General features: G+C 44.9%; 7 protein-coding genes. 4 read left to right on the top strand and 3 right to left on the bottom strand.

Annotated elements, in window-relative coordinates; all coding sequences use genetic code 11:
* Positions 1-239: 239 nt before the first annotated feature.
* From LEUMU_RS27655 to LEUMU_RS0101815, 4 genes are all read left to right on the top strand, one after another.
* Positions 240-3,284, top strand: a complete 3,045-nt coding sequence (locus tag LEUMU_RS27655) for a glycosyltransferase family 29 protein (protein WP_022950576.1) — start codon at positions 240-242, stop codon at positions 3,282-3,284.
* 249 nt (positions 3,285-3,533) lie between these two features.
* Positions 3,534-11,078, top strand: a complete 7,545-nt coding sequence (locus LEUMU_RS0101825) for a type I polyketide synthase (protein ID WP_022950575.1) — start codon at positions 3,534-3,536, stop codon at positions 11,076-11,078.
* Complete coding sequence (locus tag LEUMU_RS0101820; RefSeq protein WP_022950574.1) at positions 11,071-12,426, top strand: aminotransferase class I/II-fold pyridoxal phosphate-dependent enzyme; 1,356 nt, start codon at positions 11,071-11,073, stop codon at positions 12,424-12,426. The genes LEUMU_RS0101825 and LEUMU_RS0101820 overlap by 8 nt, the downstream gene beginning before the upstream one ends.
* Before the next feature lie 80 nt (positions 12,427-12,506).
* Positions 12,507-13,235, top strand: a complete 729-nt coding sequence (locus tag LEUMU_RS0101815) for a formyltransferase family protein (protein WP_022950573.1) — start codon at positions 12,507-12,509, stop codon at positions 13,233-13,235.
* On the opposite strand, the gene LEUMU_RS24160 is transcribed toward LEUMU_RS0101815, so the two are convergent.
* From LEUMU_RS24160 to LEUMU_RS24155, 3 genes are all read right to left on the bottom strand, one after another.
* Entirely contained in the window at positions 13,214-14,614 is a 1,401-nt protein-coding gene (locus LEUMU_RS24160) for an LTA synthase family protein (protein WP_169446341.1), read from the bottom strand. The two genes, LEUMU_RS0101815 and LEUMU_RS24160, sit on opposite strands and share 22 nt — an antisense overlap.
* Before the next feature lie 189 nt (positions 14,615-14,803).
* Positions 14,804-15,559: an SDR family NAD(P)-dependent oxidoreductase gene (locus LEUMU_RS0101805; protein ID WP_022950571.1), complete on the bottom strand. Its 756-nt coding sequence runs from the start codon at positions 15,557-15,559 to the stop codon at positions 14,804-14,806.
* Between the two features lie 11 nt (positions 15,560-15,570).
* Entirely contained in the window at positions 15,571-16,842 is a 1,272-nt protein-coding gene (locus LEUMU_RS24155; RefSeq protein WP_022950570.1) for a capsule biosynthesis protein, read from the bottom strand.
* Positions 16,843-16,896 lie beyond the last annotated feature (54 nt).

Below are 16,896 nucleotides of genomic sequence, written 5' to 3'. Positions count from 1 at the left end.
GATGGATATTTACGAACTTATAATATTCAACTTCTATTAGAAGTTGCTTGGCCACTTTTACCAAAGGTTAGTATTTCAATACTTTACCTCAAGTTTTTCATTAACGACTTCCAGTCCTGCTCCTCTACCTTTCATCATCACTTAACAAGTCTGGAAGGAAGTATTTCACTCTTAGCAAAGAAGTTAAAAAAACATATAATCAACAAGCAAAACTTATGGTCATTCTTCAGGAGAGTTTTATGCAAGCAATCGCTCGGGTCTACTATTGGGCAGCACAACTCCGTCGGAGCCGTGGGGCTTACGATAAAACTACACTTTCGTTTTTCAGAAAAGCATATGAAATACTAGACTGTCCTACCTATTGTTTAGCACACGCTAGACTATATCGAGATATAAACGGAAGCATTGATGAGACACTTCTCACTGCACTGCAAACAGCGCTAATAAAGACTCAAGTTGAAAGTCAAAGATACGCAATTGAGACTTTAATATCCGAATCGCTTCATCAAAGAACAGGTTTGGTAATCAATAAAAACAAGACCTCCCCCAACCGCACTCAACCAACTTGCTCAAAAGAACTTTTAGAGATAAATGACATGCAAGCTCAGTGGAGGGAGGAGTTAACTGATTTCATATACCAAAAAATAGTCGCAGTCGTCGGAAACTCTGCATGCCTCCGCAACTCCAATCTTGGTAAAAAAATAGACCAGCAAGACATAGTTTGCCGCTTCAATCGTTATCCCAGACATGCATCCCACGCCCCAGACACGGGCCAACGCATTGATATTTGGATAACGTCGCCAGAAGTTCTTAATGAACAGCTAGTACTCCCAGAGTCAGTCCGGTGGATCATCATTTCAGGCGGAGATGTTCGCTTTACTCTTCGCAATTGGTCGGGCTGCCATGACTACTTAAAGCAACAAAAGCGCATCATCACAATTCCGATAAAATGCTGGAGCAATCTAGTTCAACAACTAAAAGCTCCACCAAGTGCAGGGCTACTCTGGACTAATTATCTGATTTCTTTAGGCCTGCCGGGGAAAAATATTCAACTTTATGGCTTTGGAAAAAACAATACTCGTAGTAAGCAATACCATATTATATCACCCCAGTATAAGGCATCTAAACGACATGCTTGGCAGGATGAAAGCACAGTTATCAAAGATCTCAAGCGTCAAGGAAAAATTACAACTACTCAAACAATGACCCTCGGTGTATTTACCCGAGGCCTTGCTAGAAACACTTATATCAAAAAACACCTCCAAACTAACGATGTAATTTTAGTCCCTAATAAAGAAAAGGCTAGTTCCCTTGATATTATTGTAGGCTGGGGACGAAAAAAGAATACTCAGAAAGCTAAACTGTATGCGGAACAAAATTACATCCAATATGCTTCGGTTGAAGATGGCTTCATACACTCCATGAGCCAAGGACGACTTGGTGCCAGCTCTTGGTCCTTAGTTATCGATAAAACAGGCTTATTTTATGATGCTACTCAGACCTCGGACCTTGAGCAGTTAATTAACGCAAGCTCACTTAGCGAGCAACAATACTCACGGGCACGTACTTGCCTAAAACTGATTACAGACCATCACATCACCAAATACAACAATGCAAAACTGCAATTACCAGAGTCACTGCAGCGCTACACACTTCCAATATTAGTTATCGACCAAGTAGATGGTGACACTTCAATACCATACGCCTTAGCAAGCAAAGATAACTTTGAGCAAATGCTGGCTGCAGCAATTTCAGAAAACCCAGACTCAGACATCCTGATCAAAACACATCCTGATGTCATGGCAGGAAAACGAAAAGGTTGCTTAACACTCAATACTCCCTTGCCCTCTAATGTTCACTTACTCAGCGACAACATTAACTCTTTAGTGCTAATGAAGCAGGTCAAGAAAGTGTATGTTGTATCCTCACAAACTGGCTTTGAAGCCCTACTACTGAATAAGCCAGTCGTGTGCTTTGGCGCCCCATTTTATGCAGGCTGGGGATTGACCGATGACAGACTACCTACAGACCTTCCTGTTTTTCAGCGACGCTCAGCACGCCCTGACCTACTAACACTATTTCATGCAACTCATATTCAATATTCGCGCTACTTAGACCCAATCTCGCAAAGGCCTTGTGAGCTGGAAGCAGTACTAAACTACGTAAAACTTCAATACAAGCATTATCAGAAGAATACCGGAAAACTTTTTTGCTTTGGCTTTCCGCTCTGGAAAAAACGGTTTGTACCTTACTATCTAAAAAGTCCAGATAATGAAATCCACTTTATTAGAAATGAAGCACAAGCTCAGAAGCTTGGCTGTGATGAAAGTAGCAGAATATTGATCTGGTCTTCACGACATGAAGCTGCTGCAAAGAAAATAGTCGACAAAACCTCAGCCAAACTCATTAAGATTGAAGATGGCTTTCTCCGCTCAATTAATTTGGGATCGAATTACGCGCCGCCTTCCTCACTAGTATTTGACTCACGGGGGATATACTTTGACCCTAACCAACCATCAGATTTAGAACACATTCTGCTCTACCACCAGTTTGATGAAGCATTAATTACGCGTGCTAAAAACCTTAGAACTCAGATTACTGCCTTAGAAATAAGTAAATATAATGTCGGCACAAGACAGTCAGAGAACTTATTCCATTGCCCCGAAGGAAAAACCGTCATACTCATTCCGGGACAAGTCGCAGATGATGCATCTATTAAACTGGGTTGCAAGGATATAAAGGAGAACCTAGGCCTTATCAAACTTGTCCGGCAGCGCAACCCCGACGCTTACATTGCTTACAAGCCTCACCCAGACGTAGTCAGTAAAAACCGCAAAGGTGAACTGAGTTGGAACGCAATAGAATCTTATTGCGACCAGATAGTCTACAACACAAGCATTACAGACTGCTTAAAGCAAGCTGATGAAGTTCATACGTTGACATCCTTGGTGGGCTTTGAAGCACTAATGCGAGAGCTACCGGTATACTGCTATGGCTTACCGTTTTATGCTGGCTGGGGCCTAACTCAAGATGAGCATACAATCCCTAGACGTAATAGACAACTTACTCTAGATGCATTGGTGGCGGGAACACTCATTGTGTATCCACGCTACTTTGACTGGACATCACGCTCGTTTACGACACCAGAAAGGCTGACAGATGAGCTACACCTTCGAAAAACAAACCACACACCCTCAAAAACCCTACAAGATAACGCCTTAGTTCAAAAAATTGATTGTTTTCTAAACTTAATCAAGGCAGTCATTTCACCATCATTCAAATGAAAAACGTAGATGCTGAGTCAATGTATCAAGCCAATAATATTGTTCACTCAGCGATTAACCGATAAACTGTGGCGATACTGCGCGCGATAAACTTGCACGATTACCCAATCCCCGCATCAACAGGACACTTTATCCTACTTTCATCATAAGGTAGGATCAATTTGCCGTAAAATATGCCCTAGGATAACTATAATTCATATTCAATGCGCATCAAAATAGACCCGCGACGCTTAACCAGTAGGTAACACTTTGAACAACAAAGATAAAAGAATTGCGATTATCGGCATGGCTTGCCGACTTCCAGGCAACATAAAGTCTCCCGAAGATTACTGGCACGTATTGAGTGAAGGCAAGGATGTGGTTACTGAGGTAAGTAGTGACCGCTGGGGAACCGACTTTTACTCTCACCCTGACAAGAACGAGCCCGGTAAAAGCTACACGTTTGCGGCAGGTGTTTTAGATAACATTGATTTGTTTGACCCAGCATTCTTCGGCATTTCACCAAGAGAAGCCGACCAAATGGACCCACAACAGCGACTGCTATTAGAGCTAGCGTGGGAAACTTTAGAAAATGCCGGTGTTCCCGCTGAGCGCATCAAAGGCTCCGAATGTGCCGTCTATGTCGGTATTGCCAGCAATGACTATGCTCACAGAAGAACTGACGACTTAGCCTCGCTTGATGCTTACACCATGACCGGCAATACAGCGAGCGTGGCCTCAAACCGTATTTCCTACACTTTTGACCTTCGCGGTCCTTCTGTTTCGGTTGATACAGCCTGCTCTTCCTCATTGGTTGCAATTCATGAAGCGTGCAAGTCGCTGTGGTTGGATGAGGCTCCGGTCGCCCTATGTGGCGGCATTAACATGTTAGTTCATCCATTCCCTTTTGTCGGTTTTTCAAAGGCTTCGATGCTTTCTCCTACAGGTCGATGCCGTGCATTTGATGCATCAGGCGATGGCTATGTGCGCTCAGAAGGCGCGGGAATGCTACTGCTAAAGCCACTAGCCCAAGCGGAAGCAGATGGTGACCGCATCCATGCGGTGATTGTAAACTCTGGTGTCAATTGTGACGGTAATACGTCAGGTATTACAGTACCAGGCATGGAGACGCAAAGCGCTCTATTAGAGCGTGTCTACCGTGGAACTGGAGTAACTGCCGATGACTTAAGTTATGTAGAAGCTCATGGTACCGGCACTCCGGTTGGGGACCCTCTTGAAGCAACCGCTCTGGGTAATGCCCTAGGCAAACTACGCGATACAGAGAAGCCATTACTTATTGGTTCAGCGAAAACGAACCTAGGTCACCTCGAAACGGCCTCTGGCATGGCTGGGTTTCTAAAGGCAACGCTATCACTAAAAAACAAGACGATTCCCTCATCCTTACACTTCAAAGCGCCCAATCCGAATATCGATTTACAGCGACTTAACCTAAAGGTAGTAACGGAAAATACTCCTCTAAACCAACAAATTAAACCTCACTATATTGGGATTAATTCGTTTGGCTTTGGTGGGGCGAATGCCCACATTTTGCTGGAAGAATACAAGACTCCTACAAGCGCTTCCCAGACTGCAGAAGCACCAGAAATAAGTGCTTCGTTAATACTTTCTTCCCGTACGCCCGAGGCACTTAAGGCGCTAGCCGCTCGCTATGCTAATCAACTACAAGCAATAGGAAGTAGTCGCTTTTATGATATTGCATATTCAGCCAGATTTAAGCGGTCGAAGTTTTCAAATGCACTAGCTCTTTCAGGCCTTGCTGGTGAGGCAGCAATCGATAGCCTTCGGAACTTCGCTGATTCGGGACGATCCGAACACATCACCACCGGCGAGCATCTCAACAATGCAAAGCTGGCATTTGTGTTTACCGGTAACGGATGTCAGTGGCAAGGCATGGGCCAGTCCCTATATCAAGATAACGCTATATTCAAGAATGCTTTTAATAGCGTCGACCAGATACTAAACTCAATAGCACCAGACTATTCACTCACAGAAGCGCTGATGCAAGACGAGGAAAACTCATCACTTGAGCGAACTGAAGTTGCACAACCGCTACTGTTTGCCATTCAAGTAGCAATTGCTTCGGTGCTTGAGACTTACGGCATTGAACCTGAGGCTGTCCTTGGACACAGTGTTGGTGAAGTCGCCGCGGCTTGGGCATCTGGCGCATTAAGCTTAGAACAGGCAACGCACGTCATTTACTTCCGTAGCCAAGCCCAAGCGCTAACTGCAGGACAAGGCCGCATGGCCGCCATTGGGGTTAGCAGAGAGTTACTTACTGAACTTCTGACACAAATTGATGGTGTTGACTCCATTGAAGTTGCAGGTGAAAACAGCCCTAATGCCTTAACCATCGCAGGCGACCTTGATGATATAGAAAGGCTTGGCGCATTACTCAGCTCACAAGGAAAGTTTTACCGACTGCTCGACCTGAACTATGCTTTCCATAGCCGTAAAATGAACCCGATTGAAGACTCAGTCAAAACCAATCTAAAATCGCTGACGCCTCTGAAAGAGTCATCAAGCTTTATTTCTACCGTTACCGGCGCCCCACTTTCAGGTACTGAGCTGGGAGCAGAGTATTGGTGGAAAAACATTCGACACCCTGTGCTATTTGGCAAAGCCATTGAACACTTGATCGACGATGGTTACAACGTATTTGTCGAAATTGGCCCACACCCAATTCTACGCAGCTATATCAATGAATCGCTGAAAAACAAAGGCACTCATGGACAAGCGCTGGAAACGCTAAAGCGCAAACAAGATAGCCAGAAACGCCTGCATACCAATGCGCTCAGAATTATTCTAAGCGGCTGTAAAATTGATGAGCACAAACTGTTCCCAGTTGAAGGGAAGCATGTAGAGCTACCAAGTTACCCTTGGCAAAAAGAACGCTATTGGTACCCATTAACCGTCGAAGGCTATGACTTGGTTAACCGTCGTCGTGAGCACCCACTTCTGGGATATCGCTTAAAGGACAGCGATATTACTTGGGAGAACAACCTAGACACCACGGAACTCCCCTACTTGGCGGATCACGTGGTGGATGATGCCATTATCTTTCCGGCCGCTGCTTACATAGAGATGGCTTTGGCAGCCTCTAAGCTCTGGATGCCCGAAGACAGCTATCAGTTGGAAATGGTTGAAATACCGGCACCGATCGTATTTGAACCTGGACAATCAAAGAAAGTTCGCTTCGCTTTAGACCCTAAAGATGGCAGCTTTAAGATCAGCAGCAGAGATCGACTCAGCGACGATGAGTGGACTCAAAACGCGATGGGCCGCCTGCTAGGTAAAAGCTACAAACAACAGCAAGACTCTATTCCTGAAGCATTAGCTACTGACTTTGTCAATATCGTCGGTGCTGAGGAGCACTACAACCTAGCGACAACTGTGGGCCTAAGTTACGGCCCAGCATTTCAGGCGGTCAGTGATGTCAAAGCTAACACTAACCAAGCCATTGCTAACTTAGTACTACCATCTAATCTTCAAGCCGGTATAGATGCCTATTTACTGCACCCCTCACTGCTGGACTCTGGCTTTCAGGTTTTAGTCGACATTTGCAAGCAAGCAATAGATCAAGGTGAAAGAAAAGCGTTGATCCCAATTCAAATTGGTCGCTTGCATTTATTTGGCAGTAGCGCTAATCACGCAACAAAAATTCAGGTTGACGTGATACGCCAGAGTCAACGCTCAGTCATTGCAAACTTTTACCTGACAGATGATAACGGCCTTGTTCTTGCTGAACTTCAGAACTGCCGATTCCGTCAGCTTCAGTTCAAAAAAGCAATGATTGAGGAAATCACCCAATATAATTATGTGGCCGAATTGCAGTCACAGAAAAAGTATTGGCCAGCCACGCCTGACACCTCTGGCTTCATCGGCCATGTCAAAAAAGAACTAGTTAAAAACTCGGACGCTCTAAAGCGCCCAAGTCACTTTCGCGAGTTCTCATTATTATTAGACATGATGTGCGTCAGATATGCTTTTGATGCAATACAGCAACTAAACCTCGAAAACTCCTTCACTTTGGATGACTTGCGTCGGCAGCTTCCAGAGGCGCAACATCCACTGCTTACCAAGCTAACTTCAATGCTTGAGAACAATGACCTTTTAGCGGTATCGGATGGACTCGCTACACTGCAAGACCCAAGTGACTTTCCGGAAGCTATTAGCATTTGGGAGCATATTGTCCAACAATCTCCCGAGTACCTGCCTGAGGTTTTATTGTTGTCTCAATGCGGTGAAGCGCTCCCAAAAGTACTAAGTGGGGAGCTAGATAGCGACAAGCTCCTACGAGCAGACAAGAGCAGCCTGTTTGAACAGATGCTTGAGGTCGGTCCAAATTATCGCTCATTTAATCAGGCGCTGAGCAAGGCAGTTTTAACCTCTGTTGCTAATTGGCCAAGTACTCAGCGCTGCCGTATCCTATTGATTGCCAGCTATCCAGCACAGATCAGCTATGCTCTGCTTGATGAGCTAGATAATGGGCAAACTGATTTAGTCATTGCGAGTGATAATGCCGCCAACCTCAGCTCCATAGAGCGCACATTAGATGATCGTGACTGGGCAAGTGCAGCCGTTATTGATTTAAACCAACTGGACAGTAGCACCTTTACCGCTCCGTTTGACTTTATTTGTATCGCTCACTTACTTCACGAATCAGACAATTTGCCTGAGACGCTATCCAGCCTTAAATCGCTGATGAATGAGAAGGCCCAACTCATCATTCTCGAGCGCTCTCCAGACCATGTCAGTGACATTATGTTCGGCAGTCAGCCAGATTGGTGGCATGAAAACCAGCCACGATTAATGGAGCCAAGCAACTGGCTGACATTACTGAGCTCGGCTGGCCTTGATAATACAACTAGCTTGAACGAACCAGATGCGCTAGATTTTGAAGGTGTCTTCCTGTTAAGTGCGACGAACCCTGATACTCAAACATTGATCACCCAGCAAGCTGTCGAACAAGAAACTTGGCTGGTCATCACAGGACAACAGCAAGAAGGATTCACTCAGCACTTGTTGCAAGCTATCACAGCAGAATCAATTCACTGCACGATTGCTTGTGAGGGTGATTCCTACCGAGAGGTAAGCAATGACAACTATGTATTTAATACCTCATCAAGCGATGACTTAAATCGGCTACTAGCGCTCCAACCATTTGACCGAGTGCTTTTCCTAAGCGGATACGGCACCGAAATTGACCTACTTGACCCTGTTTGCGCCTTGCAAGGTTTATTGCTTGCATTGGAGTCAGTCCCTCACCCCCCCCAGCTAAGCCTGCTGACTAAAGGAGGCTCGGTATTTAGTAATACGTTAAATGGCGTTAGCTTCAACCCTCTGGCCGCGCCTGTTTGGGGCTTAGGCAGAGTGGTTATGAATGAATACCCAGACCTGCATTGCCGCCTTATAGACATTCAGTGTAAACAGCTGTCTTTCGGCTTAATGCAAAGCATTATTAATGAGATCACCGAGAATACAGAAGAAACTGAAGTAGTGATTACCACTGAAGCCCGCTATGTGCTTCGCATGAAACGTCATATTGCGCGTCAGGGTACAGAGCCTCTAATAGCTCCAGCAGCCGCTCTGGACTTTAAAACTCCGGGCTCATTTAAAAATTTATACTGGAAAGCGCTTCCTGAAGTATCCCTGCAACCTGATGAAATTGAGATAAAGCCAATTGCTGCTGGTCTTAACTTCAGAGATGTCATGTATGCCATGGGTCTATTATCGGATGAAGCCGTCGAAAATGGTTTTGCAGGTGCAACCTTAGGCATGGAAGTAGCCGGAACCGTCGTGAGAACTGGTAGCAACGTCCAAGAGTTCAACATCGGCGATGAAGTACTAGGCTTCGCCCCCGCCTGCTTCTCAAGCCGCGTAGTCACCACAACGACTGCTACAGCCCATAAACCAAGCGCCTGGAGCTTTGAAGAGGCAGCCACCATTCCGACAGCCTTTTTTACTGTTTACTATGCCTTTTCACACTTAGCTCAACTACAGCCTGGCGAGAAAGTGCTGATTCACGGTGCAAGTGGCGGCGTAGGTCTAGCGGCGATTCAACTGGCTCGACACATGGGAGCAGTAGTATTTGCAGCAGCAGGAACCAGCGAAAAGCGTGCGATGGTAAAACATGCCGGCGCTGACTATGTGATGGACTCCCGAAGCTTGGCATTTGCTGAGGAGATCCTCAGACTCACTGAAGGCAAAGGCGTTGATGTTATCCTAAACTCTGTTTATGGCGAGGCTGTCAATCGTAACCTAGCTATTTTGAAGCCATTTGGTCGCTTGCTTGAGCTTGGAAAACGCGACTTCTACGAAAACTCACGAATTGGACTAAGGCCGTTCCGTAACAATATTACCTACTTCGGAATTGATGCTGATCAATTGCTCACCGAGCGCGCTGAGTTGGCACGTCGATTGTTTAAAGAGTTAATGGAGCTATTCCATGATGGCGCACTTCACCCATTACCCTATCGCGTCTTTGACTCAAGCCGCATTCAGGACTCGTTCCGTTATATGCAGCAGTCCAGACAGATCGGTAAAGTCATCATTAACCTGTCTAACCCTCAAGCTACGGAGCAGAACTTTAACTCTACCAAGAGTGCTCTGCACTTAGATCCAAAAGCTAACTACCTTATTACCGGCGGGCTAAGCGGCTTTGGCTTGAGAACCGCAAAGTGGCTGGCTGAAAAAGGTGCTCTGCACCTAACCTTATTGGGTCGAAAAGGTGTTGTCACTCTAGAAGCTAAGGAAGCGGTCAGTGAGCTTCAGTCTAGCGGTATTACTGTATACGTTCCCCCTTGCGATGTGAGTGATCTGAAGCAACTGACAAAAGTGATGAATGAGCTTGAGACGACAGCACCGGCGTTGCGCGGCATTATCCACGCCGCTACCCTCTTTGATGATAGCTTGCTGCGAAACCTTAGCCGTGAAAGACTAGATAAAGTTCTCAAGCCCAAAGCACTCGGAGCTTGGAACCTGCACCAACTCACTCAAGCAAGTTCACTAGAGTTTTTTGTTCTCTACTCTTCTGCAACGACGTTATTTGGCAACCCTGGCCAAGGTAATTATGTAGCTGCAAACTATATGCTTGAAAGCCTAGTCAGTCACAGACGATCTCTGGGTCTTGCTGCCTCCTATGCTGCATGGGGCGCTATTTCAGATGCTGGTTTTCTGGCCCGTAACAAAGATACTCAAGAGTCTTTGCTGTCACGCCTTGGCGGAGCAGCGCTGAGCGCAGATCAAGCGATGAAAGAACTTGAGCAACTCATTATCAGCGGTGACCAAGGTGCTGCAATGATTAATTTCGACTGGAAAACAATCAACCGCGCGATGCCAAGTGCTAAATCACCAAAGTTTACTCAACAAAATAATTGGCTACTACTTCACGGTGGCAGTAGTGGTGAAAACGAGGACTTCTTTACCCGAATTGCCGATCTAGATGATCTGGAAGTAATCGCATTAATTGAAGAACTCTTAACCTTAGAGATCTCCAATATCTTACGCTTGCCCGTTGAAAAAATAGATACCACATGCTCCATCTATGACTTGGGAATGGACTCATTAATGGGCATGGAATTGCTAATGGCTATTGAAGAAAAATTCAATGCAAAAATTCCGCTGATGAGCCTTACCGAGGGTGGTAGCATTAGTAAAATTTCAGAAAAGATTCATGCTAAACTGGGCGGAAGAGATCATGATAACGATGAAGTTCTGGAAGGCTTAGCCTCTAAACATGGAGCTGAGTTATCTGAAGATGCAATCAACGAGATAAATCACACAACTGATGACTAAGTCTAAGCTGACGGGATTAAGTGACTCCGTAAAAGAAAGTTTACTCAACAAAGCCCTTAATGCCAGAGATAAGAGCAGGCTCAAGCGTGAGCAGGAACCTATTGATCCAACAATCAGAACACTATTTGGTCGTAGGGTAAATGAGGATTTCTGCCGTTTTGATAAGTTCGATGGCTATAAAGAAATTAAGATGCTGGAGCAAGGTGGCGCAACGCTTGGCGTTAGTAGCCCTTTCTTCAAGACGCATGAGTCAATAGCAGGTGCTGTAACGTCTATTGACGGTAAAGAGTACATCAATTTTTCCAGCTATAACTATCTCGGACTCAGTGGACATCCCGAGGTTATTGAAGCGTCAAAACAAGCAATTGATCAATTTGGTACGACAGTATCAGCCAGTCGCATGGTGTCTGGTGAGCGCGGCATTCAGCAGAAGCTAGAACATCAGTTGGCTGAGCTTTACAAAGCAGACGACTGCGTTGTCTTTGTTAGCGGGCATGCAACCAATGTCTCAACTATTGGCTATTTATTTGGTGCTAGAGACTTGATAGTGCACGATTCATTGGCGCACAACAGTATCCTGCAAGGTGCTAAGCTCTCAGGAGCTAAACGCTTATCGTTTCGACACAATGACTGGGAACATCTTGATGAAATCCTTACCAGTCAGCGCGAAAAATTTGAGCGGGTGCTTATTGTTATAGAAGGCCTTTACAGTATGGACGGGGATATCCCTGATCTGCCCAGATTCATCGAAGTCAAAAAACGTCATCATGCTTTTTTAATGGTTGATGAAGCCCACTCGGTGGGTGTTCTTGGTGAGCAAGGACATGGCATCGGGGAGTATTTTGATATCAACTTTTCCGATGTAGACATTTGGATGGGGACTTTAAGTAAAAGCTTCGCCAGCTGTGGTGGTTACATTGCGGGTGAGACTGCCCTGGTCAAGCACCTACGCCACTACGCGCCGGGCTTCCTGTACAGCGTGGGCATTTCACCGCCTTTAGCTGCAGCATCATCCTGCGCAATCGATTTAATGCAGAAAGAGCCTGAGCGTGTTACGCGTCTGCGCCAACGTGGAAAGTTATTTTTGGAGTTGGCTAAGGCGGCAGGCATTGATACAGGGAAAAGTGAAGGCTATTCTGTTATTCCTGTCATAGCTGGAAGCTCCAAAAATGCGGTTGTGCTATCCAATCAACTGTTTGATGAAGGCATTAATGTACAACCAATATTAAGGCCAGCCGTTGAAGATAAAGCTGCCAGACTTCGCTTTTTTATTAGCTCTGAGCATACTGAGGAGCAAATCAGGTTTACTGTTGATTGCACTCGCAAGTTACTCAATAAGCTTGGCTAAGTAGTATCACTAAGAAACCGCTACGACTAATATTCTGTACTTATCCCTGCATTTACTCAGCCATCGTTCTGAGTGAGTTATTGGGTTGTGCAGAAATTGAAGTCGTCGCGGTTGTTTCATCTACTCGCAACTTGCGTGTTAATGAAAACCACTGGTTATCTAGCCTCTCAAGAGTTAAAAAAAGTGGTGTGTGTTATGCCCTTTATCTATGGTTTATCACGCAAGGTTACCTTCTTTGTTCTTTGGGCAGAGCCCAAGGCATTAATCAGCTTGCTAAAAAACATGCTATTCCGCTTCTCAACACCCCCGATATCAATCAGCCTCAAGTTAGCAACTCACTAAAGAAAATAAATGCTGATGCAATGCTATGCGTTCACTTTAATCAGAGAGTACATCCCCATATCTATGACCTATTCAACGGTAATGCATTTAATCTACATCCATCTCTACTCCCTGAACTAAAAGGTGTTGATCCGGCTTTCTATGCGGTGCTTGAAGATTATAACGAAAGCGGCATCACGCTACACCACTTAGCTGAGCATTTTGATGAAGGCGAAACTGTTAGCCAAGCTCTTCATTCAATTGAGAGCAACGACTCGGTGTTCTCTCTCAATAAGCAGCTTTTCACAATAGGTGCTAAAGTTTTCAAAGATTATATTCGAATCGGCCGTAAACATATTAACAGCACTGGAGCTATGCATGAGGAGCGCTATGATTCATGGCCAACTCCAAAACAAGTGCGTCAGCTCAGAAAGAAAAAACGTCAGTTAATCAAGCTTGAGGAAATTTATGACTTATTGCGAGAATGAGGCGACAAGTCCAGTGACGATAGAAGTGTTAATGCCAAATCTTCTACTTTGATATCTTCAAACTTAGGCTCTATGCTGCCGACAGCATGTTTTGTATCTAGATAATTATTCCAAATAAAGTAATTAGATCGGTCATCAGAGTAATGGTAATGATTGAATGTCTCTGAAATTGCAGGAACATGATCGCCATAAAACGCTAAGCCAACGCGCCTTTCTGATTGTTCGTAAAAACTCATCAGATTATCAATCATAGTATCCGCGTTTTTGAGATGCCGAAGATATACCGTGAGATCATCATTCTTCTCTTCTGGCTTTGTTTCAAAGTACTGCTTCCACTCATTCTTCTCGACGCCTTCAAGGTGCAATGGCCCATGGTTTTCCATTGTAATAGCGAAGATAAATAATGGCTGATCACTTTGCTGAAGGGTGGTTGAAATTATTTTTTGGTAGACTTCAGCATCCGATATATAAGGCCCAATCCGCTCCGGGTTCTCAAATGATGCTTCATCAATAAATTCATCAAAGCCAAGCTTTTCAAAAAACTGGTCACGCAAAAAGAAACCCGCATCATGTGGGTGTATACAAATACAGCGGTAACCCAGGTGCTTTAGATAAGCAATCAGGGACTGGGGCTCGTTCATTTTGAGTAGCTGCTGATAGGGATAAAAGCGCGCCAAACCCAGCGTTTCTGGCGTATAGCCTGCAAGGAAAGCAAACTCAGTACGCATCGTGTTTGCGCCCCAAGCGGGAACAGATAAGGCCCCATGTTGAAAGCTTGCTAGTAAGCATTGATCGTAATTACCCAACACCTCTTTTTTTATAATTTCAGAGAGGTTTCTTGCATCAAAAAAAGACTCGCTTTGAATTGCAACAATATCAGGTAGCTGCCCCCTTTTTTGCTTTCTAGTATCTTCCTCACCAGAACACCCCTTAAATGGAGAGCAATCTAGGAGCGATACTTCTAAGCTCGCCCTCTCCACAGAAGCTAATCTGGCGTAAATGCACAAAGTTGATAAAATCCCGAAGCTTTTGATATCAGTCTCAAGATCCCTACTAACTACCGCCGTAGCAGCAAGTTTCAGCAAGACTAAAATGGCTAAACCTAACCCCCCGGCAAGCAATAATGTATTTACAAGTGGATTATCAAAAACACTAGCCTCTAATGTAAAGCCGAGATAAACGACTACTACAAACATGGTAGGGATCAGAACCAAAGCAGGAAGTCCCAAAAAAGGGAAATACAAACGGGGATAACGGATAGCCTGCAAATAAAGAAACAAATCACTAAAAACCAAAGGCTCTCGTAATGCTTTGTACTTGGCATTATTTACAGCAAGCAGCATGGAAACAACTATTAGCGTGAGCACTGCTGAAAACATGGGTCTATGCGTAATTAATAGAAACAAAATCTGTGTAATAAACACTAGATTGACTGTTATGAAAACTCCTCTAATCTGCCGCTTAAGGAGGCTTGCATAGTACGGCTGAAATAGAACTTCAAGAAAGCACGTTATGCTAAGGCATGCTAGGAATGAGAAAAGATATGCCATTAGACTCGCTGAACGCTGTTAGTAACGAAGACGTGCAAGGATGCTATCAGAAAGCCAAGCCGGAAGACAGGAAAGCAGCTTCATACCAATCGTTAGAAGCTTAGGAAATGAAATATACGCCTTTTTGCGATCCAAGCCTTGCTTAATGTAGCGAGCTGCCCGCTCGGCAGACCATAAAAAAGGACGATCACCGGGGAACTGATCACTCATAGCTGTCTTTACAAACCCTGGAGTCACTATTGAAACATGTATTGATTGAGGCTTCAGTAAGCCACGCATCGCTTCAGCATAAGATTTCAATGCTGCTTTGCTAGCGGCATAGGAGGGCGTCAATGGCATTCCTCGGTAGGCTGCCAGAGAGCTCACATATGCTATGTGTCCGCTACCCCTCTTCTGCATTTGACGAATAAAAGGCTGCGCTATGGCAATTGCACTTCGATAATTAACAGCGGTCAGTGCTTCTATTTTATCCCAGTCTTCTATCTGCCCCTTTTCAGTACTACTAGTAACCCCAGCGTTAGAAACCAATAAGTCTACTTGATGAGTCGCAGCTATCTCCTCTGAAAGAGCTAGCACTTCATTTGGAAGCTCGAAATCTACAACATAGTAAACTGCACTTGTATCGAACCGCTGACATTCATTACATAGGGCTTTTAATTTTAACTCGCATCGTCCAACCAAGATCAAAAAATTAGCTGGTTGCGAATATTCTCGCACCAGCGCCTTGCCAATACCGCTAGTTGCACCAGTAATTAAGATAGTATGGAGCGACATCCAGATTTCGCCTAAAAGTTATCAGCCACGACTTGGTTGTCCATAGCAACCTTCGCCTCAGGCTCTGGCTCTGGGATCGGAGGAATTCCCAAACGCCTCAAACTTCCCTTAACGGCCATTTCTACTCCTTTTCTTGTATAGAAATTCCCATTGATTTGAGTTTTGTGAATCACAACATCTCGGAACGCCATAAAAAGCTGACGATTTGGTGTTTTTGCACGCCTCCAGAAGTCATTGAGCCCCCCTTGAAAGGTCAGGCCCGGAATATCGTACAAAGCTTTTCCGAGGGCTATTGTTGGGCATTGATGAAACAAAGCAGACATACCTGTCGTACTATTTATCAGGACAGTACCCGCAGCATGACTCAAGAAGGTTGGTAAGTGACCGGCTTCGATAAATCGAACACGTGAACGAACGCCATTCTCCGAGGCTGTTTTATAGGCAAATTTTTTGTGCTTGGTTATCCCCGTATCTAATGGATGATTTTTTATCACCAAAAAAGCGTCCTTGGAGGCATGCTTGGCAAATGAACGAATAATTTCCTCGGTTGCAGAATTAACTCCATCACCATAAGAAGAATGCACCCTAACTTGAGAGTCGCTATCAAGCTGCAATGGGTAAACGTAATATTTTGCCTTCATATTCAGAAGTTGACGTATCAAACGCGAAGCATAAATCGCATGAAATGGAAGCATGGAGTGACGCTTAACCCAGCCAAAGTACTCCTGTGCCGGGCCATGAAGGCGGTGACGGGTGTATTTCGGATAAAATTTGAAATCACCTAGGCGAGCGACATTATAAACCATGTCCTCGGCCAGCCTTATCCATTGGCTATAACCCGTTTTTTGGCTAACCACACGTCTTGGGACTTTAAGAACGGCTTCCCTGTAATAGTTAGGGGACTTCGGCAAAGGCGAATACGCATTAACGCCACCTCTGTCCATTGTTATCCAGTCAGGTCGCAGATATCCTTCTTCATAAACGTGAATACGAAGGTTGAGCTCTTTGGCTAACTTGATTGCAGGGATATGAACAGGGCGAGTGTCACCAAATAGGACCAAGTCTGTGACATTGCGCTCAGAAAACAACTCTTTGTAAAAAGTGGGCAAATCAACAGTATCACCAACGTAGCTTACAGCATCCCCGCCCTTATGATATAAGGCATCACCGCAACAGAATTTAACACGACAGGTATCGATTTTTGCTCGCCTGATTGCTTTTGCTAAGCGGTCAAAAAATGGTGTCGCAGCTCCTTGTAGAAACAGAAAAGATCGTTTATCCACTTTTTCCCCTTAAGACTCACGCTTGGATGTTGGCACAGAAATACCAGAAGATAG

Source organism: Leucothrix mucor DSM 2157, from assembly GCF_000419525.1.
In the GTDB taxonomy this organism is placed as follows: Bacteria; Pseudomonadota; Gammaproteobacteria; order Thiotrichales; family Thiotrichaceae; genus Leucothrix; species Leucothrix mucor.
The sequence above is the reverse complement of the archived record's forward strand: the minus strand, read 5'-3'. Positions and strand labels throughout refer to the sequence as shown.

Coding starts and splice junctions, on each gene's coding strand:
- LEUMU_RS27655 (WP_022950576.1), top strand. CDS start 240: ATGCAAGCAATCGCTCGGGTCTACTATTGGGCAGCACAACTCCGTCGG.
- LEUMU_RS0101820 (WP_022950574.1), top strand. CDS start 11,071: ATGACTAAGTCTAAGCTGACGGGATTAAGTGACTCCGTAAAAGAAAGT.
- LEUMU_RS24160 (WP_169446341.1), bottom strand. CDS start 14,614: ATGTTTTCAGCAGTGCTCACGCTAATAGTTGTTTCCATGCTGCTTGCT.
- LEUMU_RS0101805 (WP_022950571.1), bottom strand. CDS start 15,559: ATGTCGCTCCATACTATCTTAATTACTGGTGCAACTAGCGGTATTGGC.